The organism is Cupriavidus metallidurans CH34 (assembly GCF_000196015.1).
In the GTDB taxonomy this organism is placed as follows: domain Bacteria; phylum Pseudomonadota; class Gammaproteobacteria; order Burkholderiales; family Burkholderiaceae; genus Cupriavidus; species Cupriavidus metallidurans.
Genome location: NC_007973.1, coordinates 98,644 through 120,127, shown reverse-complemented (window position 1 = coordinate 120,127; position 21,484 = coordinate 98,644). Strand labels below are relative to the sequence as shown.

The window sequence follows — 21,484 nt, the reverse complement described above, 5'->3', positions numbered from 1 at the left end:
TTCGCCCTGCTACCTGCTACGCGCCGATAACATCGGCTAACGCACTACAAAAAAAATCTCTCGATGTGGCGGGGTCGCACCCTCCCGCGGGCGCGAGAGGGCTGGCGCCCGATTGCCGTTACTGCGGCTTCCAGGCAGGCGCGCGCTTTTCCAGGAACGAACGCACGCCTTCGCGGCCCTCCTCTGACGCGCGGATGACGGCGATCCGGTCCGCGGTATCGGTCAGCAGGTCCTTGTCGATGGCGCGGCCGGCCACGTCCTGCACCAGCCGCTTGCTTTCGCGCACGGCATTCGGGCTGTTGCCGACCAGCGTCGCGGCCAGTTCGGCCACCTTGGCGTCGAGCCCCGCCGCCGGCACCGTGGCATGGACGAAGCCGATGCGCAGCGCTTCCGCCGCATCGAACCGCTCTGCGGTGATGAAGTAGCGGCGCGCGGCCTGCTCGCCCATCGCGCGAATCACATACGGGCTGATCGTCGCCGGCAACAGGCCCAGGCGCGCTTCGGACAGGCAGAAGTTCACGCCCTCGGCCGCTACCGCCACATCGCATGCCGCCACCAGCCCCACGCCGCCGGCATAAGTATCGCCGTGCACACGCGCGATCACGGGCTTCGGGCAGGACCAGATCGTGTGCAGCATCTGCGCCAGCGTCAGCGCGTCGGCCCGGTTCTCGTCATTCGAGTAACCGGCCATCTTCTTCATCCAGTTCAGATCCGCGCCGGCGCAGAAGGCCGGGCCGTTGCCCGCCAGCACGATCGCGCGCACGTCGGGCGTATCGCCAAGCGCACGGAACGCACCGGTCAGTTCCGCGATGACCGTCTCGTTGAATGCGTTGCGGACGTCGGGACGATTGAGCGTGACCGTCGCAACGTGGCGTTCAGCGGTAACCGTAAGCGTGGTGAATTGCATGTCTCCTCCGAGAAACGGATGTGTAATGGACGGGGCCGAATTCCGTCGAATGCGGCCAATTCAGGATTTCTGGCGCCGGTTGCTGGTCACGCCGCGCGTGACGGGCTCTGCCTCCGGCGGCTCCACGTCGAAAGGCAGGCCGTGGTCGCGGAAGAAGGTTTCCACCTCTGGCAGCCATACGGCGATGCCCGCGCTATCGCTGAAAAGCTGGTGTGAATCGCCATCGAACTCGCCGACGTCGACAAAGTGGGTGTCCTTTGCCGCGCCGCTCACGTTGGCCTTGTAGCTGTTGAACATCCGCTCCGGCAACGGCCACGGCCAGAAGCGATCGTTGTCGCCATAGATCCAGAGCGACGGATAGCGCGCGCCGCGGCCGTAGTCGCCGAACACATCAACCAGGTTGTTTTCCCAGCCGCTGCAGCTTTCATTGCGCAGCCCGCCAGCGAAGTTGATCACGCCGACCACGCCCGGATAGCCGATCGTGGACAGCGCCATGGTCGACAGGCCGCCAAACGACTGGCCGATCACGACGATGCGTGTCGGGTCCACGTAGGGCTGCTGCACTAGGTAATCAAGCGCGGCGATCACATCCTCCGCCTGCGCCATGCCGTTCGCGCCGACATCGCAGCTTCCGCCGACATACTTGCCGCCAGACTTGGAAAAGCCTTGCCGCATTGGCAGTGCCACCACAAAACCGCGCCGCACGAATTCGGCGGTCTGCGCGGCAAAGCGCGCACGTCGCTGAAACGCCGGTTTGCCCGGCGTCTTGCCGTGGTTGATCACCACGAGCGGCCGGCGTCCTTCGCCGGGTGGCCGGAAGATCGTCGTTTCCAGGTCCACCGTGTCCTCCGCGCCGACCTTCGGCACCATCACGACCTGCTCGATCGTATGCGCGGGCAGAGCCACCTGCGCGATGGCCGTCGCGCACCAGACCAGGCCAGCGAGCGCGGCCGCGATGCCGCAGATGGAGGAGACGACGCGAGACTTCACAACCAACCTTCTTCAGAAAACGTTACTGGCGCAATTCGCCAGGATGTATTGCAGCGCCGGTCAGGCCGGTTCGCGCAGGTCACCATCCACGTAGAGCCAGCGCGACGCTTCGCCCGGCTCACGCGACTCGAATACAAAACGGCTCAGCTCATGCAGCCGGTGCGCGCGGCCCCCCACCTTGTAACGCGCGACGAACTCGACTGTGGCGTGCGTGGCGTCCTGCTGCGCGTGGGACTTCACGGTCAGCCCGAGCCAGTTCGTGCCGGGATCGGCCGAGAGGTCCGGCGGGCAGGTCGACGCGTGCCAGGTCTGCCGCAGCCAGCTCACGTCACCCAGCACATAGGCGCTGTAACGCGACCGCATCAGCGCCTCCGCCGTGGGTGGCGATGCCTCGCCACGATGGAAGCGGCCGCAGCACGTGTCGTAGGCGCCGTTGCCGCAGGGGCACGGTGCCGGGCCGGTGCCGGCCCGACCCTTGTTCGTCATCCGATCAGCCCCGGCAACTCGCGCATGTCAGTGAAGATCGTCGTCACGCCAACCGCGCGCAAGGCGTCGGCGTTGGTGCTCGCGGCGTAGCCAAACACCGTCATGCCGGCAGCCACGCCCGCCGTGGCGCCGGTGGGACTGTCCTCGATCACCGCGCAGCGCGACGGATCGACGCCCATCGTGCGCGCAGCCAGCAGGTACACGTCGGGCGCGGGCTTGCTGTGCTCCACTTCGGTAGCCGAGAAGATGTGCTCGCGCGCGGCATCGTCGGTGAACAGTTCCACCAGCTGCGTGTGGTTCAACTGCAGCTTGACCTTGATGCGGTCGGCGCCGGACGCCACGCACACCGGCAGGCCACGTGCCTTGACGGCTTCGATCGCCTGACGGACGTGCGGCACGGCTTCCAGTTCCTCGATGAGTGCCGCGTCGCGACGCACGAACCACTCGGACAGGAAATTCCTGGGCAATGGCTTGCCCAGGCGCGCCTCGATATTGCCAAGCTCGTCACGCACCGCGCGTCCGAGGAACCACTTCATGGATTCCTCGAGCGTGATCTCGATACCAATCTCGTTCAGCACGCGATTCAGCACGCGATGCACGATCGGTTCGCTATCGACGAGCACGCCGTCACAATCGAAAATCACGCAATCGAAGCGTGCGGCCTGGTTTGCTGCGGTCATGCGGGTTTCTTTTCCTTGTTGAGTTCGTTACCGCCGACGGCGCGCAGTTCGGTCTGCCGCCGGCTCTTCAGATAGGCTTCGACCTGGTCGAAGCGGTCGAAGCCCCAGAACGGTTCGCCGTCGACGATCACGAACGGCGAGCCGAACACACCCTTGGCCATCGCCACGTCGATCTCGGCCTTGAGCTGGTCCTTGATCTGGTAGTTGTTGGCACCTTCGTTCATGGCGATCGGGTCGACGCCGAGCGGCTCGGCCAGCTTCGCCAGTTCGGCGGGTTCGGCAATGTTGATGTCGTCGACAAACAGCGCGCGATACACGGCCTTGGCAAACGCCGTGGCCACATCCGCACCGTGGTTGTTCTGCAGCCATAGCATCGCGCGCGCTGCATGTCGCGTCGGCAGTGGGAAATGCGTGGGCCGCTTGTAGTCGATATGGTTGAATTCCGAGGTCCGCTCGAAATCACGCCAGCAGTAATCGCCCTTGAGCGGAATGCTGGGAAGCGGCGACGAGCCGGTTGTCTTGAACACCACGCCGAGCAGGATCGGATGCCAGATCACATAGCGGCCGTACTTCTGGGCAATATCGTCGATGCGCGTGCTGGCGAAGTAGCCATAGGGCGAGGAGAAATCGAAGTAGAAGTCGATGGGGGCGGTCATCGCAAAGGCTCCGGTTCACGGACAACAGTTGAGGAAAGTGCGGATACTCGTGTTCGTACTTGTGTTCGTCTTCGTATTCGAGATGCCTGTCAGCCAAGCGCGCGGGCGATCAGGATCTTCTGGATATCGCTGGTCCCTTCATAGATCTGGCACACGCGCACATCGCGATAGATGCGCTCGACGGGGAAATCGGTCACGTAGCCGTAGCCACCGAACACCTGGATGGCATCCGAGCATACCCGCTCGGCCATCTCGCTGGCGAAAAGCTTGGCCATGGCCGCTTCCTTCAGGCAGGGCCGGCCGGCATCCTTGAGCGATGCGGCATGCCACACCATCTGGCGCGCCACGTCGATCTGCGTCGCCATATCGGCAAGCCGGAACTGCACGGCCTGGTGCTGGAACAGCGGCTGCCCGAAGCTCTCGCGCTCCTTGGCGTAGGCCAGCGCCGCCTCGAATGCCGCGCGCGCCATGCCGATGCTTTGGGAAGCGATACCGATGCGGCCACCTTCGAGACCGGAGAGCGCCATCTTGTAGCCGGCGCCCTCCTCGCCAAGCATGTTCGCGGCCGGAATCCGGCAGTTCTCGAACACGATCTGCGCGGTGTCGGAAGAGTGCTGGCCCAGCTTTTCCTCCAGACGCGCGACGATATAGCCGGGCGTTGACGTCGGCACCAGGAATGCGCTGATGCCGCGTTTGCCCGCGGCCTTGTCGGTCACGGCCATCACGATCGCCACGTCGGCATGTTTGCCACTGGTGATGAACTGCTTCACGCCGTTGAGCACGTAGTGGTCGCCATCGCGCGTGGCCGTGGTGCGCAACGCCGATGCGTCGGAGCCGACGTGCGGCTCGGTCAGGCAGAATGCGCCGAGCATGTCACCTTGCGCCAGCGGCACCAGCCACTGCTGCTTCTGCGCGTCGCTGGCGAAGGCCATCAGCATGCTGCACACCGGGCAGTTGTTGACGCTGATGACAGTGGAGGTGCCGCCGTCTCCGGCCGCGATCTCTTCCAGGATCAGCGCGAGCGACAGATAGTCGAGCCCGGCGCCGCCAAGGGCTTCGGGCACGGCCACGCCGTAGGCACCCAGACGCGCCAGTTCCTTGTGCACGTCCTTCGGGAACGTCTTGTCGCGATCCCATCGGGCGGCCTGCGGCGCGATGACGTCCTGCGCGAACTGCCGCACGGCGTCACGGATCATTTCCTGTTCAGGGGTCAGCAGCATGTTGTACCGGGTCTCTTACCAGGGAATCGACGTACCGTCGTAGTTGTGGAAGCTGCCGTTATCGTGACGCGCTACGCCGGCCAGCACGCGGCGCATACCCGCCACGCTCTGCTGCGGCGTGAGGTCGGCTTTCGGGCCACCCATGTCGGTCTGCACCCAGCCCGGATGCAGTGCCACGCAGATCGCATGGCGCGCATCGAGCGAAACGGACTTCAGCGCGGCGTTCACCGATGCCTTGCTCACGCGATAGAGCCAGCTACGGTTGCTGTCCATCGCGCCGATGCTGCCCATGCGCGACGACAGCACCGCCAGCACGCCACCGCGGCCATGATTGCCGGATTCGACGAACGGCAGCAGCACCGGCAGCGCCATCATCGGACCGAGCACGTTGGTGTGCATCACCGCGTCGAATTCCTCGCGGGTCACCGGTTCCGCCGTTTCCGAACGCGGGCCGATCACGCCGGCGTTGTAGATCGCCACGTCCAGCGTCTCGCCATCGAGCTTCCAGGCGAGCCCCGCCACGGCGGCCGCGTCGGTGAGGTCGAGCTTGTGCGCTTCCGCGCCGAGCGCCGTGAGCGCGGCAACGCCCTCGTCGCTACGCGCGGCGGCGATGACGCGCCAGCCATCGGCGCGGTACTGCCGGACAAATTCGAGACCCAGGCCGCGCGAGGCGCCGAGGACGAGAGCGGTGGGCATGTTCAGCCTCCTGTGGATGATTGCGAGCGCGTCAGTAACGTCCGTAACTTCAGTAGAGTTCGATGCCGACCGCAGTGGCTTCGCCGCCGCCGATGCAGAGGCTGGCCACGCCGCGCTTGCCGCCGGTCTTGCGCAATGCGCCGATCAGCGTGGTCATGATACGTGCGCCGGACGCGCCGATCGGATGGCCCAGCGCGCATGCGCCGCCATGGATGTTGACCTTGTCGCGCGGAATGTCGAGATCGTGCATCGCGGCCATCGGCACCACGGCAAAGGCCTCGTTGATTTCGAACAGATCGACGCTGCCAGTGTTCCAGTCGAGCTTGCGATACAGCTTGGCGATGGCCTCCACCGGCGCGGTGGTGAACCAGCCCGGCGCCTGTGCGTGGGAGGTATGGCCGAGCATTCTGGCGATTGGCTGCAACCCGAGCGATTTCGCGGTGGATTCGCGCATCATCACCAGCGCCGAGGCGCCGTCATTGATCGACGACGACGACGCAGCGGTAATCGTGCCGTCCTTGGCAAACGCCGGCTTCAGCGACGGGATCTTGTCGACCTTGATGCGGCGCGGCCCCTCATCGGTGTCGATGACGGTATCGCCACCCTTGCCCGACACCGTCACCGGCACGATCTCCCAGCGGAAGTCGCCCTGCTCGGTGGCACGCTGGGCGCGGCGCACCGACTCCATCGCGAACGCATCCTGCTGTTCGCGCGTGAAGTGGTACTTGGCGGCGCAGTCCTCGCCGAAAGTGCCCATGGCCCGGCCCTTGTCGTACGCGTCCTCCAGGCCGTCCAGCATCATGTGGTCGTAGATCATGCCGTGGCCGATGCGATAGCCACCACGCGCCTTCGGCACCAGGTATGGCGCGTTGGTCATGCTTTCCATGCCGCCGGCCACGGCGATATCGAACGATCCGGCCAGCAGGCCGTCGTAGACGCTCATCGCCGCACGCATGCCGGAGCCGCACATCTTGTTGACGGTGGTACACGCCACGTCGAGCGGCAGGCCCGCGCCAAGCGCGGCCTGTCGGGCGGGCGCCTGACCCTGTCCGGCTGGCAGCACACAGCCGAACACCACCTCCTGCACCTGCTCAGGCTTGATGCCCGCGCGCTCAACCGCCGCGCGGATCGCGGCGGCGCCAAGCTGCGGCGCCATCAGACTGCTCAGTTCACTCTGGAACGCACCCATCGGGGTACGCACCGCGGAAACGATAACGACTGGGTCCTTCTGCATGTCTGTCTCCTGAAGCAGGGGTGGAGCTTCGTGGGTTGAAATCAGCGAATCGATGCTTGTGGCGGATCGCCGTACTGGCGCAGCGCGGCTGCAATCTGCGCGTGCAGTTCGTCATTGTTGCTGGCGGCCATGCCGAGATCGCGCAGCAGGCCGTCGGACACGCCGTAGACCCAGCCATGCACCGTGACGGCCTGACCGCGCGCCCAGGCATCCTGGAGCACGGTGGTCTGGCAGACGTTGTTGACCTGCTCGATCACGTTCAGCTCGCACAGGCGGGTATGCGCGTCGTCCTCGCGCAGCACGGTGCCCAGATAGCCCGCGTGCTTGTCGGCCACATCCTGCACGTGGCGCAGCCAGTTGTCGGCCAGGCCGACGCGCTCGCGCTTGAGCGCCACCTTCACGCCGCCGCAGCCGTAGTGGCCCACCACGGTCACGTGGCGAACCTTGAGCACATCGACAGCGAATTGCAGCACCGACAGCGCGTTCAGATCGCTGTGCGAAATCACGTTGGCGATATTGCGATGGACGAAGACCTCGCCCGGCGCCAGGCCAAGAATCTGGTTGGCCGGCACGCGCGAATCGGAACAACCAATCCACAGGTACTCGGGGGCCTGCTGGTTGGCCAGGCGCGTGAAGAAAGTCGGGTCTTCCGCGTTGACGCGGTCTACCCATTCGCGGTTGTTGCGGAACAGCTGGGCGATGGCGTCACTCATGCTGCCCTCCTTGGTTCTTCAGTTGCGGGGCCGGTTGCGCCGGACCCGTAGCGGTGGATGAAGCGTTCTTGGCTGTGGTACGCAAAAAAGTCATGGACATGGCCGGCCAGGAGCCGGTCTTTGTGGTGCTGCCACATCGCAGCGTCAAAGAAATCGGGGTGATGCCGCATGAAGGCGGCGCGCACACGCGGATCGCCCAGCAGGAATGTGCCGTAGGTCTCCGGAAAAATGTCGTGCGGACGTACGGTGTACCACACCTCGCCGGACATTTCCTCTTCCTCGTTGCGCGGGGCGGGTACGCGGCGGACGTTGCAGTCGGTCAGGTACTCGATCTCGTCGTAGTCGTAGAAGACCACGCGGCCGTGGCGGGTTACGCCGAAGTTCTTGTAAAGCATGTCGCCGGGGAAGATGTTCGCGGCGATCAGTTCCTTGACGGCGTTGCCGTATTCGAGGATGCCGTGATCCACCTGCTCGTCCGTTCCCTCCTGAAGCCAGATGTTCAGCGGCGTCATGCGGCGTTCGATATAGACATGGCGCACGACGATCTCGTCCTCGCCCTGCTTGCTGCGCTGGTACTCGATCATCGACGGCGCGTGCTGCTCCAGCTCGCGCACCAGCGCGTCGTCGAAGCGGGACAGCGGGAACGCCACATCGGAGTACTCGAGCGTATCGGCCATGCGGCCCACGCGGTCATGCTGCTTGACGAGCTGGTATTTCGATTTCACCAGTTCGCGCGTGGTTTCCTTCGGCGCCGGGAAGAAATCGCGGATCACCTTGAACACGTATGGGAACGACGGCAGCGTGAACACCAGCATCACCAGCCCCTTGATGCCCGGCGCGCTGATGAATTTATCCGACGAATGCTGCAGATGATGCAGGAAGTCGCGATAGAACAGGTTCTTGCCCTGCTTCTGCAAACCCAGCGAGGTGTAGATCTCCGCGCGCGACTTGCGCGGCAGCAGGTCTCGCAGGAAAGTCACGTAGGCCGACGGGATCTCCATGTCGACCATGAAGTAGGCGTGCGCGAACGAGAACAGGATCAGGATCTGCTCCCGGTGCAGCAGCACCGTGTCCAGCACGAGCTTGCCAGATGCCGCGTGAATGATCGGCACCACCAGCGGATAGGTATGGTCGCCGTTGATCACCCGGCCGATGACGAACGCAGTCTTGTTGCGGAAGAACAGCGACGACAGCGTATGCACCTGGAAATTCGGCGCAATGCGGAATTCGCCGAAGTGCTCGGTGATCGCGCGGGCCACATAGCCGGCATCCCGCTTGAGATCCTCGAACGGACGCTCGAGCTGAAAGTTGTTCACGATCCGCTCGAAGCAGGCCGCCATGCCCTCGCGGCTGCCCGGGTAGTAGGCGCGGTAGGTCGGCTTGATCGGCGACTCCTCGTTCTCGATGTACTCGGTCGAGATCGCGGGACGCACGAAGATGAAATCGTTGTTGAAGTACGAGCGGTGCTGGATACGCGTGAAGACCGAGTTGAAGAACGTCTCGGCCAGTTCGGGCTGATGATGGTTCGTCAGCAGGCCGATGTAGTGCAGCTTGATCTGCTGCCAGATCTCGTCCTCGATGTCCTCCGCGTCGTACTCGTCCTGGAGCGTCACGATGGTTTCGTGCACGCGCTGGTTGTAGAACGCGATGCGGTCCCGCTGCAGTTGCTGCAGACCATGCCAGTCACCGACCTCGAAGCGCGCCTTGGCCTCGATACTGACTTCGCGGAACAGCCGGTAGTGCTTGTCGAAGCCATCCAGCATGGTCCGCGCCACATCGTAGGCAATCTGCGACGAGAGCAGCTTGGGGAAGTGGGACATGGCTCGGAGGGCTCGAAGACTGTGAGAATCGGGCAGGCGGCGATGTTGAGATTGTAAAGGCGTTCGGTGCCGGCCCAATGGCGGCACCGAACGCCTCATAGAGCACTTTTCAGTCGACTGGGCGGATTACATCGTTTCGGAGAACAATTCGCGGCCAATCAGCATGCGGCGGATCTCCGAAGTGCCCGCGCCGATCTCGTACAGCTTGGCATCACGCCACAGGCGGCCGACCGGGTATTCGTTGATGTAGCCGTTACCGCCCAGGATCTGCACCGACTCGCCCGCCATCCACGTGGCCTTCTCCGCGGTGTACAGAATCACGGCGGCGCAGTCCTTGCGGACCTGGCGCACGTGGTCCGTGCCCAGCGAGTCCAGGTTCTTGCCCACGGTGTACAGGTAGCTGCGCGCGGCCTGCAGCGTGGTGTACATGTCGGCCACCTTGCCCTGGATCAGCTGGAACTCGCCGATGCTCTGGCCAAACTGCTTGCGATCGTGGATGTACGGCGTGATCACGTCCATGCAGGCCTGCATGATGCCGACCGGGCCGCCCGACAGCACGGCGCGCTCGTAGTCCAGGCCGCTCATCAGCACCTTGGCGCCCCCGTTCTCGGCCCCGAGAATGTTCTCGACCGGCACTTCCACGTCCTGGAACACCAGTTCGCCGGTGTGCGAACCGCGCATGCCGAGCTTGTCCAGCTTCTGGGCTACCGAGAAGCCCTTCATGCCCTTCTCGACGATGAAGGCGGTCATGCCGCGCGCGCCCAGGTCCGGCTCGGTCTTGGCGTAGACCACCAGCACGTCGCAGTCCGGCCCGTTCGTGATCCACATCTTGGTGCCGTTGAGCACGTAGCGGTCACCCTTGAAATCGGCGCGCAGCTTCATGCTGACCACGTCCGATCCGGCGTTCGGCTCGCTCATGGCCAGCGCGCCGATCCATTCGCCGGAAACCAGCTTCGGCAGGTACTTCGCCTTCTGGGCCGCCGTGCCGTTGCGGTGGATCTGGTTCACGCACAGGTTCGAATGGGCGCCGTACGACAGGCCGACCGACGCCGACGCGCGGCTGATCTCCTCCATCGCGATCATGTGGGCCAGGTACCCCATGTTGGCGCCGCCGTACTCCTCGGCCACCGTGATGCCCAGCACGCCGAGGTCGCCCATCTTCCGCCATGCATCCATCGGAAACTGGTCGGTCCGGTCGATCTCGGCGGCGCGCGGCGCCAGTTCGGCCTGCGCCCAGTTGCGCACCGATTCGCGCAGCATCTCGATGTCTTCGCCAAGGTCGAATTTCAGGCCGGGTAGTTCGGTCATGGTGGTGTCTCCTGTTAGTTCGATGGGTTCGATGGGTTCGATGAGGTCGGTGTCGGCTATTTTATTGACGTTTACGTAAACGTCAATTAGAAGTCGCATGGTGTGCCGCCGGGGCGGCAATCTCAGGCTGTGGGAGTCTTGTTGCCAGCGTTCTTGGCATGTTGGGCAGCCAGCAGCGCCTGGCACTGACGCTCGTGTTGATCGATCTCGGCAAGCTGCGCCTGCAGGTCTTCCAACTGGCGCTCGAGCGTGCCACGGTGGCCGGCCAGGAGATGCAGGAAGCGCTCGAGTTGGGGAGCCGTATCGCGCGGGGACTCGTACAAATCCAGAATTTCGCGGATTTCATTGAGAGTAAGCCCTAACCTCTTGCCGCGCAGCGTCAACTTCAACCGGGTGCGCTCACGGCTGTTGTAGACACGCCGCCGGCCGCTTGGCCCTTCGCGATCAGGCGCCAACAGGCCCTGGTCCTCGTAGAATCGGATCGCGCGCGGTGTAATGTCGAACTCGCGGGCGAGATCGGTAATCGTGTAGGTAACGGTTGATGGCTGAGCCGACATGGTGCGTCCGGAAAAAGTGAACGATCGTTCGTTGCGCAATCAAGTTTTCGTCTAAGATGACGAACAAGCAGAGCGAATTGACGTTAACGTTAGCGTCAAGTCTAGCGCCTTATAACGACCAGAGACAGCCCCATGAACGCACTCGAACACCAGCTCCAATACCCGTTTGGCGAAACCATGCCCGAACCGGGCACTCGGCAGGAAGTCGCACCTGGCGTGTACTGGCTGCGCATGCCGCTACCGTTCGCGCTGGACCACATCAACCTCTGGCTGCTGCGTGACCGCATCGACGGGCGCGACGGCTGGACGATCGTGGACTGCGGCATCACCAACGACACCATCAAGGCGCACTGGGAAACCATCTTCGCCAACGAACTCGAAGGCCTGCCCGTGCTGCGGGTGCTGGTCACGCACTGCCACCCCGACCACGTCGGCCTGGCGCACTGGCTCTGCAAGCACTGGGATGTGCGGCTGTGGATGAGTCTGGGTGACTACATGTCGGCGCGCGTGATGGCCGGCGGCTCGGGCGTCGGATCGAACGCGGGCGGCGACTTCGCGGCCAGCCACTTCGCCCGTCACGGCATGGTCGATCCCGACAACCTCGAGAAGCTGCGGGCCCGCAAGAGCTACTACCCGTCGCTGGTGCCGGACCTGCCCACCCAGTACCGCAGGCTGATGGATGGCGACACGGTCAAGATAGGCGCGGACCCGGCCACCGCGTCGTGGCGCGTGATCACCGGTTACGGCCATGCGCCGGAACACGTTGCGCTGTTCAACCCGGCCACCAACGTGTTGATTTCCGGTGACATGGTGCTGCCGCGTATCTCGACCAACGTCAGCGTGTTCGACATGGAGCCGGAAGCCAATCCGCTGCAGCTCTACCTGGACTCGCTCGGCAAGTACGAAGGCCTGCCGAAGGATGTGCTGATCCTGCCGTCGCACGGTCGTCCGTTCCGCAATCTTCACACTCGCATCAACCAGCTTCGCGAACACCACGTCGATCGTCTGGCCGAAACGCTGGCCGCGTGCGCGGAAAAGCCCTGCAACGCGCACGACATAGTCAGCGTGATCTTCCGTCGCCAGTTCGACATTCACCAACTCACGTTCGCGATCGGCGAGGCGCTGGCCCACCTGCACGCGCTGTGGCACCGCGGCGAACTGGTGCGCGTGGTAGGTGACGATGGGGTAATCCGGTTCAAGAAGGCGGGCTGATCAGAAGCCCTGTGCCAATGACCTGAGGTAGCGCGCGCCGGCCACGGCGCGGCTGCCGTACCACGACAGCATCTCTCCATCGACCAGCAATACCGGCTTGCCGATCTGCCGCTCCAGCGCGTCGGCATGATCCTCGGTAAAGCGATAGGGTTCGGTCGACAACAGCACGGCATCCAGCTCGCGCACTAGCGCGTCGCTCCAGCGGAAGGTCGGATAGCGCTCGCCCGGCGCGTTCGGGCGGCTGCAGTCGCCGTCGACGCAGGCAGCCGGCGTGTCCGAAGTATCCGCGTCATCGGGCCACGTCGCCCAGTTCACCAGCGCCAGCATCCGGCTGATATAGGTCGCGCGCGACACCGTCATCCAGGGGTCTTGCCAGATCGCATAGAGCACACGCCGGGCCGGCCAGGTTTGTGCCTGGATGGCATCGAGTTCGCCGCGTAACTGCCCCACCAGCGCTTCGGCCTGTGGCCGGCGCCCGAAAATCCCGCCCAGCAGCCGATAGAGCGCGAGGTTGTCTTCCGGGGCACACGGATGGGTGACGATCACGTGCGGCACGAAGGTGCGGATTTCGTCGACGGTCTCCCGTCGGTTTTCATCGATATTGACCACCACGTGCGTCGGAGCCAGCGCGCGCAGGCGATCGAGCTTCACATCCTTGGTGCCGCCGACCTTGGCAACGGCGCGTACCGCTGGCTCCGGATGAATGCAGAAGCCGGTACGGGCCACAAGCTGGTCAGCCAAGCCGAGATCGAACAGCAGTTCGGTGATCGAGGGCACGAGCGATGCGATGCGGACATCGCCGGATGCCGCCTCATGTACCTGCCCGCCTGCGTCGGTCCACATCATGCGTCCCGGGGGCGGCGCGGCTTGCGCGGCGCGCGTGCGAACAGCGCGTCGTAGAGCCAGCGCGGCATCAGGTGCAGCAGCGAAGCCACAACACCCATCTGCCAGGGGATCACCGCGAAGCGGCTGCCTGCGGCAATTCGCCGCACCGCTTTTTGCGCAAACACCTCGGCATCCATCAGGAATGGCATCCGGTACGGGTTGTGCGACGTCATTGGCGTGCGGATGTAACCCGGCGCAATCGTCACCACGCGAATCTTCTCGCGCGCCTGTTCGAGCCGCAGGCTCTCCAGCAGCTTGATCACCGCCGATTTCGATGCGCTGTAGGCCCCGCCGCCGGGCAATCCCCGCACCCCGGCCACGCTGGCGATGCCGACCAGCGTGCCACGCCATCCGTCGGCACCGGGTGGCTGCTCGCGCATCGGCCCGAGGAATGGCTGAAACGTAGTCAGCGTGCCGAACCAGTTGGTATCCATGACCGTGCGGAACACCTCCAGATCCTCGCGCTCGCTGGCCACCGTACCCACCGAGACGCCCGCGTTGGCGATCACGACGTCGGGACAGCCCACGTTCGCAAGGAAATCGGCAGCCGCGACCCCCATGGCGTCGACGTCGCGGACGTCCACGGCATAGACGCGCACAGCGCCGGGATTGGGGAGCGTGCCCGCGAAAGCCCTTAGCGCATCCTCGCGCCGGCCGACCAGGCCAAGGATGGCACCCTGCTCCGCGTATGCGCGTGCCAGCGCCTGGCCAATGCCGCTGGAGGCGCCGGTGATAAAGATTTTCTGTGGTCGCATCGCGTCAATATAGCGAAATCGGAGATTCCAAAACAGAACGGCCCGGCGCACCACACGGTACGCCGGGCCGTCGTCGGTCAGATCGCGGCGATCAGAGCTTCTTGTCGCGCACGCCCGTGACCAGGAAGTCCATGGCCTGGATGGCGCCAGGCTTGGTGCCGGCGATCGAAGGCGAGGTCTCGTACTTGCCCTGCACCACCACGGTCGGCACGCCGTCGATCTTGTAGGCGTCGGCGATCTTGTTGGCACGTTGCGAGTTGGTGGTCACCGAGAACGAGTTGTAGGTGTCCAGCCACTGCTTCTTGTCGATGCCGTTCTGGGCCATGAAATCGGCGATTTCATCGGTGGTCAGCAGGCGCTTGCGCTGCTTGTGGATCGCGTCGAACACCTTGGTGTGCATCGCGTCCAGCTTGCCCATGGCTTCCAGCGCATAGAAGATCTTCGTGTGGGGCAGAAGGTCGTCGCGGAACGCCACCGGCACGCGCTTGAACACCACGTCCTTACCCTGCTTCTTGACCCACGCCTCAAGCTCGGGCTCGAAGTCGTAGCAGTGCGGGCAGCCGTACCAGAAGAACTCGGTCACCTCGATCTTGCCGGCCGGCACGGGCTGCGGCGATTTCAGGACCGTGTAGTCCTTGCCTTCCGTCGGCGCGGCCATGGCGGCGGGCGCGGTCATCAGCAGGCCGCTGACAGCGGCAACGGTGGCAAGCAGTGCGGCGATTTTCTTCATGTTCGAAGGGCCTTCCGGTTTATCGAGGGTATGCAAGGGTACAGCGAAGCATCGGATTGCGTTGTCCAGCGCCCGGCCGGGCCCCGGATCTCAGGCTATGACCACGGCGGCGGCGCGCGGTTCACCGCCTGCCGCCGCGAACCTGTTACTGCTTGGTAAAGCGGATCACCGAGGCTTCGAAACCGGCCGATTGCAGGCGGTCACGTGCGCGGTTCATGTCGTCGATGCGGTTGAACGGTCCCAGTCGAACGCGATACATCTTCACGCCGTTGACATCGCGATCCGTCACCTTGGCCTCGAAACCCTGCATGGCCAGGTTGGCTTTCTGACGGTCGGCGTCATCCTGCGACCGGAACGCCCCTACCTGCAGCAGATATCCCACCTTGTTGGCATCGGCCTGGGCAATCTCCGCGATCGGGTCGGCCACCGGCTTCTCGGCCGGGCGCGCGGCAGGCTTCTCCGGGGTCTTGCCGGCAACGGTGGAACTGGCGGAGTTGGTGCCAGCATCGGCCGGACGGGTGGTCGCCACCGGCGCCTGTGGCGCGGGCTGGCCGGGCTGCGCCTGTTCGGGCTGGCCCACCGGCTTGGCCGGCGTCTTGCTCCAGAGCGGCCGGTTCGGGTCCGACGGCTCCTCGGGCTGCTGCGCCTGTTGCGTCGGGCTCGGCAAGGTGCTGACCACGTTGCCAGGCTCGCTGGGACGCGGGGCCGGGGCACTACTGCCGCCCTTCTGCTGGAACGGCGCAGGAGACTTGGTGATGTACAGCGCCACCACCACGGCAATGGCCAGGCCGACGATCAACCCGAGCACTAGGCCCAGGAACGTGCCGCCACGCTGCGTCTTGGTATGGCGGACGGTGCGCGGGGCGCGCTTGGCAATCTGTTGCATGAAGTCCTCTTCGGTGATGCCGGGGATTATAGAGCCAGACCCATGACGCACGGCTTCAGATTCGTCGCAAATTGTCGACTGCCGGCCGCCGATGCCATGGGCTGGCGGGTGGTGCGTCAACCCACCACCCGTACCACGATCAGGCCGGAGCCGCTTCGCGGTCCATGCGCTGCGGTGCCGAAACACCGATCACCGCCAGGCCGTTCTTGAGCACCTGGCGCGTGGCAGCCAGCAGTGCCAGCCGCGCGCGCTTGACCGTCTCGTCGTCCACCAGGACGCGGTCGGCGTTGTAGAACGCGTGGAAATCGCCAGCCAGGTCGCGCAGGTAGAAGGCCACCGCGTGCGGGGCCAGTTCGCTGGAGGCCGCGGCCAGCATGTCGGGGAACTCGGCCAGACGGCGGCCCAGCGCGATCGCCTGCGGGCTCACGTCAGCAGCCGTCACGGCGGCCAGGTCCACGCTGGCCAGCTCGCCCAGCCGCGCTTCCCAGTCCGCGCCGCCCCATGCCTCGAAAATCGAGCAGATGCGGGCGTGAGCGTACTGGACGTAGTACACCGGGTTCTCGTCGTTCTGCTTCAGCGCCAGGTCCACGTCGAACACGAACTCGGTGTCGGCCTTGCGCGACAGCAGGAAGAAGCGCACCGCGTCGCGGCCGCGCGTGAAGTGCGCGGGCCAGTCGGCCACGCCTGCTTCCAGGCAACCGCGGATCGTCTCTTCGCCGCCGTTGCTCCATTCGATCAGGTCGCGCACGGTCACGTACGAACCAGCGCGCTTGGAGATCTTCACCTCCTCGCCGTTCTTCATGACGGTGACCATCTTGTGCAGCACGTAGTCGGGGTAGCCCTGCGGAATGCCGATGTCCAGGCCCTGCAGGCCGGCACGCACGCGGGCGATGGTGCCGTGGTGGTCGCTGCCCTGCACGTTGATGACCTTCGAGAAGCCGCGTTCCCACTTGGTGGTGTGGTACGCCACATCCGGCACGAAGTACGTGTACGTGCCGTCGCCCTTCTTCATGACGCGGTCCTTGTCGTCGCCGTCGTCGGTGGTGCGCAGCCACAGCGCGCCTTCGCTCTCGTACGTCTTGCCCTTGGCGATCAGCGATTGCACGGCGGCTTCCACGCGGCCATCGCTGTACAGCGACGATTCCAGGTAGTACCGGTCGAACTTGACGCCAAACGCCTGCAGGTCGATGTCCTGCTCGTTGCGCAGGTAGGTCACCGCGAACTTGCGGATCGACTCCAGATCCTCGATGTTGCCCGAGGCCGTCACCGGCTCGCCGTCCGAGGCGGACACGGTCTTGCCGGCCAGGAAATCGGCTGCGATATCGGCGATGTAGTCACCGTTGTAGGCGGACTCGGGCCAGCCGGCGTCACCCGGCTTCAGGCCGCGCGCCCGGGCCTGCACCGAGATGGCCAGCGTATGGATCTGCACGCCGGCGTCGTTGTAGTAGAACTCGCGATGGACCGACCAGCCCTGCCAGGCCAGCAGGTTCGCCAGCGCATCGCCCAGGGCGGCCTGGCGGCCGTGGCCCACGTGCAGCGGGCCAGTCGGGTTGGCGGAGACGAACTCCACCAGCACCTGGCCATGCTCGCCGACCGGACGCGCGCCGTAGCGGTCGCCATCCGCCAGCACGGCACGCAGGACTTCCGCGCGGGCCTCGGGGCTCAGGCGCAGGTTGATGAAGCCCGGGCCGGCGATCTCGAGCGCGGCCACGAGCGCGGTCGCGCGCGAATCGGCCTTGACTGCGTCGACGACCTTCTGCGCCAGCTCACGCGGGTTGGTCTTGAGCGACTTGGCCACCTGCATGGCGATGTTGCAGGCCAGGTCGCCGTGGGCGGCTGCCTTGGGTCGCTCGAATGTCACCGCGGGCAGGTTGGCATCGGCGGGGGCGAGCGCACGCACGGCATCCGTGAACGCGGCGGCAAGTTGGGAGGTCTGAACAGGCAGCATGGATATCTGGGCCCTGAGGCTGGGGTGCTTCCGGCCATGCGTCGGCAAGTGAACGCCGCGCCGCGTGACCGGCAGTGGAAATCGGGAAACGCGGAATTTTATCAGGTGCTATGCTGACATCATGCGGATGGCCTGTACGCCCTGCGCCAGACACCGCCACTCGTGAAAGGAACCACTATGTTGATCACCTTCAAATCCCACGCGGCGCAAGACCTGATCATGATGAAGGATCTTGCCATTACGCTGCTTGGCATCATCGGCAAGCATCTGGGCGAGCGCGGGGTGATCAAGGCCGACGAAATGCCGGCGGCAATCCGAAAGCTCGAAGCCGCCGTCCAGGACGCCAAGAAAGTCCACCCGGCCGAAGCCACCGTTCACCCCGGCAAGGATGACGAGCGCGAAGAGGAACCGCTCCATCTGGGCCAGCGCGCCTATCCGTTCCTGGACATGCTGCGCGAGTCCGCCAAGGAAGGCGCGGATGTGATGTGGGGCGTCTGACCCTCTGACGCCCCCCCGGGCGCCGCCTTCGCTGGCGCCCTGCTGCACCTTCGTCCGGCGACACCATGCCGCCAGTCTCCACACGCCCTTCCACAGAAAGCCGTTTGAAAGGTTTCCCGACACCCGGTCGTCGCACACGAAAAAGCGCCCGGCTGCCACAGGGCGACCGGGCGACCCGGACCAGGGATTGGTATCCGGGAAGGGGGATTACTGCGGAAAAGCGCAAGGCAGCAGCCCGCCGCGCGCCTTCCGGCTTCGTTTCCTTAGCAGCTGCTTCCACATGAAGCGAAGCGGTTCTGGCCAGGGTGAAGCAGGGGTTCTGGCTCGCATGCGAGCCGCCTGCGGAACGGCATGTGCCTGCGAACACATGCGCGCCCCGCAACAACGCCAGAATCTTTTTGAAACGGCTTCTTAGTCGTCGCTTCGGCGGCCGCCGGCCAGCAGCAGGCCGACGAACGCGCCAACCAGCGCGGCAATCCCCACCGCCATCAGCGGGGATTCCACCACGCGCTGACGGCTGTGGTCGACGGCATCGTCAACATGCACACGCGCCCAGTCCATGCCGTCCCGGCCACGTTCGCGCAGCCGTTCGGCCAGTTCCTGCGCACGGTCACGCAGTCGGCGCCCCGCCGCCAGGCTTTCCGCCGAACCCTCACGCGCCAGCACATCGATCGTTTGCTGAAGCTGCCCGATCAGTGCCTTGACGTCCTCCGACACCGGGCCAGCGGCATCGCGTGCCGCGTCGCGGGTATCGCGCGCGGCATGGCGGATCTGCCGGACGGCTGCGTCAGCGCTGTCGTGCAGGTGGTTGATTTCCTTGCGAACCTTGGGGTTTTGCGTAAGCATTGGATCTCCTGTTTCCGGACGTGGGGCGACTTACCGTCGGCGCACCAGGCCCATTACAAACGTTACGATTGCCACCACCAGGAATATCAAGAACAGGATCTTGGCAATTTCCACCGCGCCGGCGGCAATGCCGCCGAATCCGAAGATCGCCGCGATCAGGGCAACAATAAAGAAGACGAGTGCGTAGTACAGCATGTCCAGCCTCCCTCGGATGATGGGCGAGCCGAAAGTGGCGCGTCCGGCTTGCACCACGGCGCGCAAGCTCATAGCCTCATCGTAGGGTTCGCTCGCCAGAGCAGGCACCGAATCCAGACCGATTCCCATGTCAGCCAAGTCCTACAGCGCACCGAGCGCCACACCGGGTGCGAGACCGGCCGGCCCACGGCTACGATTGACCCCGCCCCTCAATGTGATGCGATGGTCGCCCATCGGGCCGCCGCGCATCTGGAAACGGTCTTCTAACCGGTAATTCTCAATGGCCAAGCATTCCCTACTCGTGCGAAACACACTGCTGCTGGTCAGCGGCATCATGCTGACGCTGGCCGTGCTGATCGCATCCGAGACCGGCAACCAGCGCCTGCGCGAGGGATACATCGAGGCAATCCGTTCGCAGCAGCTTCAGAACGACCTGGGCGACCTGATCGCCGAACTCGTCAATGCAGAGGGCGGCCAGCGCGGCTTCCTGCTGACCGGGAAGGACAGCTACCTCGACCCGTACTACAAGGCGCTGCCGCGCATCAACGAACTGATGTCGCGCATCCGCCAGCACTACGCGAACGATCCGGAAGGCCTGCGCCAATTCGGCGAGGCGTCCCAATTCGTGACGCGCAAACTCAACGAGATGGCACTGACGCTGGTCTACGGCAAGCGCGACTTCGACGTGGCGCTCGACATGGTCCGCACCGACTTCGGCAAGCAGACCATGGAGAACGCCCGGCGCAGTCTCGAGCATCTGCAGGTGCGCGAGTCGGGCACGGTCACGCACAATCTCGAAGCGGCCGAGCATGACCTGCAACTGTCGCGCTATGGCATTGGGCTGCTCACGGCCATCAACATCGTATTGATGGTGACGCTCGGCATGGGCCACGCGCGCCGCATGGCAATGGCCGATGCCACCCGGGCCGAACTGGAAGAGGAAAGCGCGCGGCTCGACCGCAAGGTGCGCGCCCGCACGCGCCAGCTGTCCGCCCTGGCCGCTCACCTGCAACGCGTGACCGAAGACGAAAAGACGCGCCTGGCGCGCGAGCTGCACGACGAACTCGGCGCCATCCTCACCGCCATCAAGCTCGATCTGCACTGGGTGCGGATGCGCGTGCAAGACACGCATCCGGAGGCGCGCGACAAGCTGACGCGCGTGATGCAGCACGCGGACCAGGCCATCCAGATCAAGCGACAACTGATCGAGGACCTGCGTCCGACCGTGCTGCTGAACCTGGGCCTGCGCGAGGCCATCGTGCAACTGGTGGAAGATGTCGGCACGCGCAACCAGTGGGATACCGCGCTGGACCTGCCCGAGACGCTGCCAAGACTGAACGACCCTGCGGCCATCGCGCTGTACCGCATCGTGCAGGAATCGCTAACGAATGCCAGCAAGTACGCAGAGGCCAAGCAAGTGTCAGTGACCCTGGCGTGCACGACCGAACATCTGGTGCTGACCGTGCGCGACGACGGCCGTGGCTTGCCGCCCGATTTCGACGCTGGCAGCATTGCCGGCCATCACGGCCTGCTCGGCATGGAGCAGCGCGTACTGGCGCTGGGCGGCACGATGGAAGTGGATTCATCGCCGGGACACGGTGTGACGATCGGGATCGAGGTGCCGCTGACCGCGGCGGTGCTGGCGCAGGAAGAGCCGGCCGAGTGAGGGGAAGGCATGGAGGCGCCGATCCAAGGGCCTTGGAATAGGTGACGCAGCAAGGGACGTCAACGTCAGGGCGTCGACATTGCGTAGTCCTCGATCACCCGGAACACTTGCTCCATTTCGAGTGACTTGTCGAAGAAATAGTCCGCGCCGGCTTCGGCGCACTGGCGCCGGTACATCGATACCTGCGCATGGTTCGTGTAGACGATGCGGATGCCCGGGAACCGCGCCTTCTGCATCTCGCGCAGCACATTGATGCCGTTGCCCTGACGTAGTTGCAGATCGACGATCGCCACGTGATAGGCCCCGGCCGCGGCCAGCCCCACCGCCTTGCTTTCCGTATCGGCCCAATCCACGGCTTCCACGAACGGAAACGCGGTCAGGTACTCCATCAACATGCTCCGAATCACGGCCGAGTCCTCGATCAGGAGGACGCGCAGTGGTCGGGGTATGGAGGCAGTGGGCTGCTCCGGCATGGTGCGATGATGGTTCCGAAAATTGAGCGATTTATGGAAGCCTGCTTGGAGGCGCGATCAAAATGAAGCGAATCGGTTCTGGCTAGGCGGGGGGCCGCAGACAGTACAAGTCGTACGGCAAGG

The 21,484-nt window shown here is 64.7% G+C and carries 23 protein-coding genes; 3 read left to right on the top strand and 20 right to left on the bottom strand.

Annotated features, from left to right (window positions below; translation table 11 throughout):
* Window positions 1-118: 118 nt before the first annotated feature.
* The 12 genes from RMET_RS00580 to RMET_RS00525 form a co-directional block, all read right to left on the bottom strand.
* Window positions 119-907, bottom strand: a complete 789-nt coding sequence (locus RMET_RS00580; RefSeq protein WP_011515033.1) for an enoyl-CoA hydratase/isomerase family protein — start codon at window positions 905-907, stop codon at window positions 119-121.
* A 60-nt stretch (window positions 908-967) separates the two neighbouring features.
* Window positions 968-1,897 (bottom strand): dienelactone hydrolase family protein, encoded by a 930-nt coding sequence (locus RMET_RS00575; protein WP_011515032.1) that lies wholly within the window; start codon window positions 1,895-1,897, stop codon window positions 968-970.
* Between the two features lie 60 nt (window positions 1,898-1,957).
* Complete coding sequence (locus RMET_RS00570; protein WP_011515031.1) at window positions 1,958-2,383, bottom strand: YchJ family protein; 426 nt, start codon at window positions 2,381-2,383, stop codon at window positions 1,958-1,960.
* A complete protein-coding gene (locus tag RMET_RS00565; protein WP_011515030.1) occupies window positions 2,380-3,063 on the bottom strand; it encodes an HAD family hydrolase in 684 nt (227 codons plus the stop codon). Before RMET_RS00565 ends, RMET_RS00570 begins: the two co-directional genes overlap by 4 nt.
* On the bottom strand, window positions 3,060-3,719 hold the full coding sequence (locus RMET_RS00560; RefSeq protein ID WP_011515029.1) for a 2-hydroxychromene-2-carboxylate isomerase: 660 nt from the start codon (window positions 3,717-3,719) through the stop codon (window positions 3,060-3,062). The genes RMET_RS00565 and RMET_RS00560 overlap by 4 nt, the downstream gene beginning before the upstream one ends.
* Window positions 3,720-3,808: 89 nt before the next feature.
* Entirely contained in the window at window positions 3,809-4,939 is a 1,131-nt protein-coding gene (locus tag RMET_RS00555) for an acyl-CoA dehydrogenase family protein (protein ID WP_011515028.1), read from the bottom strand.
* A gap of 15 nt (window positions 4,940-4,954) precedes the next feature.
* Window positions 4,955-5,635: an SDR family oxidoreductase gene (locus RMET_RS00550; RefSeq protein WP_011515027.1), complete on the bottom strand. Its 681-nt coding sequence runs from the start codon at window positions 5,633-5,635 to the stop codon at window positions 4,955-4,957.
* 49 nt (window positions 5,636-5,684) lie between these two features.
* A complete protein-coding gene (locus tag RMET_RS00545) occupies window positions 5,685-6,869 on the bottom strand; it encodes an acetyl-CoA C-acetyltransferase (protein WP_011515026.1) in 1,185 nt (394 codons plus the stop codon).
* Window positions 6,870-6,910: 41 nt separating this feature from the next.
* Entirely contained in the window at window positions 6,911-7,582 is a 672-nt protein-coding gene (gene can / locus RMET_RS00540; protein WP_011515025.1) for a carbonate dehydratase, read from the bottom strand.
* Window positions 7,579-9,402 (bottom strand): bifunctional isocitrate dehydrogenase kinase/phosphatase, encoded by a 1,824-nt coding sequence (aceK, locus tag RMET_RS00535; protein ID WP_011515024.1) that lies wholly within the window; start codon window positions 9,400-9,402, stop codon window positions 7,579-7,581. Before aceK ends, can begins: the two co-directional genes overlap by 4 nt.
* A 126-nt stretch (window positions 9,403-9,528) precedes the next feature.
* Window positions 9,529-10,710: an isovaleryl-CoA dehydrogenase gene (locus RMET_RS00530; protein ID WP_008642884.1), complete on the bottom strand. Its 1,182-nt coding sequence runs from the start codon at window positions 10,708-10,710 to the stop codon at window positions 9,529-9,531.
* Window positions 10,711-10,832: 122 nt separating this feature from the next.
* Window positions 10,833-11,267: a MerR family transcriptional regulator gene (locus tag RMET_RS00525; protein ID WP_011515023.1), complete on the bottom strand. Its 435-nt coding sequence runs from the start codon at window positions 11,265-11,267 to the stop codon at window positions 10,833-10,835.
* A gap of 132 nt (window positions 11,268-11,399) precedes the next feature.
* Here RMET_RS00525 and RMET_RS00520 point away from each other — a divergent pair, with 132 nt between their 5' ends.
* A complete protein-coding gene (locus RMET_RS00520) occupies window positions 11,400-12,479 on the top strand; it encodes an MBL fold metallo-hydrolase (protein WP_011515022.1) in 1,080 nt (359 codons plus the stop codon).
* On the opposite strand, the gene RMET_RS00515 is transcribed toward RMET_RS00520, so the two are convergent.
* From RMET_RS00515 to argS, 5 genes are all read right to left on the bottom strand, one after another.
* Window positions 12,480-13,322 (bottom strand): helical backbone metal receptor, encoded by an 843-nt coding sequence (locus RMET_RS00515; protein WP_011515021.1) that lies wholly within the window; start codon window positions 13,320-13,322, stop codon window positions 12,480-12,482.
* Window positions 13,322-14,119: an SDR family oxidoreductase gene (locus RMET_RS00510; protein ID WP_011515020.1), complete on the bottom strand. Its 798-nt coding sequence runs from the start codon at window positions 14,117-14,119 to the stop codon at window positions 13,322-13,324. The genes RMET_RS00515 and RMET_RS00510 overlap by 1 nt, the downstream gene beginning before the upstream one ends.
* A 91-nt stretch (window positions 14,120-14,210) precedes the next feature.
* Complete coding sequence (locus tag RMET_RS00505; RefSeq protein ID WP_011515019.1) at window positions 14,211-14,849, bottom strand: thiol:disulfide interchange protein DsbA/DsbL; 639 nt, start codon at window positions 14,847-14,849, stop codon at window positions 14,211-14,213.
* A 145-nt stretch (window positions 14,850-14,994) separates the two neighbouring features.
* A complete protein-coding gene (locus RMET_RS00500; protein WP_011515018.1) occupies window positions 14,995-15,735 on the bottom strand; it encodes an SPOR domain-containing protein in 741 nt (246 codons plus the stop codon).
* 139 nt (window positions 15,736-15,874) lie between these two features.
* Window positions 15,875-17,683 carry an arginine--tRNA ligase gene (argS, locus tag RMET_RS00495; protein WP_011515017.1) on the bottom strand — a complete coding sequence of 603 codons (1,809 nt, stop codon included), beginning with the start codon at window positions 17,681-17,683 and terminating at the stop codon, window positions 15,875-15,877.
* A gap of 177 nt (window positions 17,684-17,860) precedes the next feature.
* Between argS and RMET_RS00490 the strand changes: the two genes are divergently transcribed.
* Window positions 17,861-18,181 carry a DUF1840 domain-containing protein gene (locus tag RMET_RS00490; protein ID WP_011515016.1) on the top strand — a complete coding sequence of 107 codons (321 nt, stop codon included), beginning with the start codon at window positions 17,861-17,863 and terminating at the stop codon, window positions 18,179-18,181.
* A gap of 411 nt (window positions 18,182-18,592) precedes the next feature.
* Here the strand turns inward: RMET_RS00490 and RMET_RS00485 are convergent, their stop codons facing one another.
* Complete coding sequence (locus RMET_RS00485) at window positions 18,593-19,027, bottom strand: DUF883 family protein (protein WP_011515015.1); 435 nt, start codon at window positions 19,025-19,027, stop codon at window positions 18,593-18,595.
* 30 nt (window positions 19,028-19,057) lie between these two features.
* Window positions 19,058-19,222 (bottom strand): DUF1328 domain-containing protein, encoded by a 165-nt coding sequence (locus tag RMET_RS31980; RefSeq protein ID WP_008644540.1) that lies wholly within the window; start codon window positions 19,220-19,222, stop codon window positions 19,058-19,060.
* A gap of 280 nt (window positions 19,223-19,502) precedes the next feature.
* Between RMET_RS31980 and RMET_RS00475 the strand changes: the two genes are divergently transcribed.
* The gene (locus RMET_RS00475) at window positions 19,503-20,888 is read left to right on the top strand and encodes a sensor histidine kinase (protein WP_011515013.1); all 1,386 of its coding nucleotides are present in this window, start codon (window positions 19,503-19,505) and stop codon (window positions 20,886-20,888) included.
* A gap of 65 nt (window positions 20,889-20,953) precedes the next feature.
* Here the strand turns inward: RMET_RS00475 and RMET_RS00470 are convergent, their stop codons facing one another.
* On the bottom strand, window positions 20,954-21,361 hold the full coding sequence (locus tag RMET_RS00470) for a response regulator (RefSeq protein ID WP_011515012.1): 408 nt from the start codon (window positions 21,359-21,361) through the stop codon (window positions 20,954-20,956).
* Window positions 21,362-21,484: the final 123 nt, after the last annotated feature.

What these genes read in the sequence shown, in the direction of transcription:
- RMET_RS00580 (WP_011515033.1), bottom strand. Translation starts at nt 907, where the DNA reads ATGCAATTCACCACGCTTACGGTTACCGCTGAACGCCACGTTGCGACG.
- RMET_RS00570 (WP_011515031.1), bottom strand. Translation starts at nt 2,383, where the DNA reads ATGACGAACAAGGGTCGGGCCGGCACCGGCCCGGCACCGTGCCCCTGC.
- RMET_RS00565 (WP_011515030.1), bottom strand. Translation starts at nt 3,063, where the DNA reads ATGACCGCAGCAAACCAGGCCGCACGCTTCGATTGCGTGATTTTCGAT.
- RMET_RS00560 (WP_011515029.1), bottom strand. Translation starts at nt 3,719, where the DNA reads ATGACCGCCCCCATCGACTTCTACTTCGATTTCTCCTCGCCCTATGGC.
- RMET_RS00555 (WP_011515028.1), bottom strand. Translation starts at nt 4,939, where the DNA reads ATGCTGCTGACCCCTGAACAGGAAATGATCCGTGACGCCGTGCGGCAG.
- RMET_RS00550 (WP_011515027.1), bottom strand. Translation starts at nt 5,635, where the DNA reads ATGCCCACCGCTCTCGTCCTCGGCGCCTCGCGCGGCCTGGGTCTCGAA.
- RMET_RS00545 (WP_011515026.1), bottom strand. Translation starts at nt 6,869, where the DNA reads ATGCAGAAGGACCCAGTCGTTATCGTTTCCGCGGTGCGTACCCCGATG.
- can (WP_011515025.1), bottom strand. Translation starts at nt 7,582, where the DNA reads ATGAGTGACGCCATCGCCCAGCTGTTCCGCAACAACCGCGAATGGGTA.
- aceK (WP_011515024.1), bottom strand. Translation starts at nt 9,402, where the DNA reads ATGTCCCACTTCCCCAAGCTGCTCTCGTCGCAGATTGCCTACGATGTG.
- RMET_RS00530 (WP_008642884.1), bottom strand. Translation starts at nt 10,710, where the DNA reads ATGACCGAACTACCCGGCCTGAAATTCGACCTTGGCGAAGACATCGAG.
- RMET_RS00525 (WP_011515023.1), bottom strand. Translation starts at nt 11,267, where the DNA reads ATGTCGGCTCAGCCATCAACCGTTACCTACACGATTACCGATCTCGCC.
- RMET_RS00520 (WP_011515022.1), top strand. Translation starts at nt 11,400, where the DNA reads ATGAACGCACTCGAACACCAGCTCCAATACCCGTTTGGCGAAACCATG.
- RMET_RS00515 (WP_011515021.1), bottom strand. Translation starts at nt 13,322, where the DNA reads ATGTGGACCGACGCAGGCGGGCAGGTACATGAGGCGGCATCCGGCGAT.
- RMET_RS00510 (WP_011515020.1), bottom strand. Translation starts at nt 14,119, where the DNA reads ATGCGACCACAGAAAATCTTTATCACCGGCGCCTCCAGCGGCATTGGC.
- RMET_RS00505 (WP_011515019.1), bottom strand. Translation starts at nt 14,849, where the DNA reads ATGAAGAAAATCGCCGCACTGCTTGCCACCGTTGCCGCTGTCAGCGGC.
- RMET_RS00500 (WP_011515018.1), bottom strand. Translation starts at nt 15,735, where the DNA reads ATGCAACAGATTGCCAAGCGCGCCCCGCGCACCGTCCGCCATACCAAG.
- argS (WP_011515017.1), bottom strand. Translation starts at nt 17,683, where the DNA reads ATGCTGCCTGTTCAGACCTCCCAACTTGCCGCCGCGTTCACGGATGCC.
- RMET_RS00490 (WP_011515016.1), top strand. Translation starts at nt 17,861, where the DNA reads ATGTTGATCACCTTCAAATCCCACGCGGCGCAAGACCTGATCATGATG.
- RMET_RS00485 (WP_011515015.1), bottom strand. Translation starts at nt 19,027, where the DNA reads ATGCTTACGCAAAACCCCAAGGTTCGCAAGGAAATCAACCACCTGCAC.
- RMET_RS31980 (WP_008644540.1), bottom strand. Translation starts at nt 19,222, where the DNA reads ATGCTGTACTACGCACTCGTCTTCTTTATTGTTGCCCTGATCGCGGCG.
- RMET_RS00475 (WP_011515013.1), top strand. Translation starts at nt 19,503, where the DNA reads ATGGCCAAGCATTCCCTACTCGTGCGAAACACACTGCTGCTGGTCAGC.
- RMET_RS00470 (WP_011515012.1), bottom strand. Translation starts at nt 21,361, where the DNA reads ATGCCGGAGCAGCCCACTGCCTCCATACCCCGACCACTGCGCGTCCTC.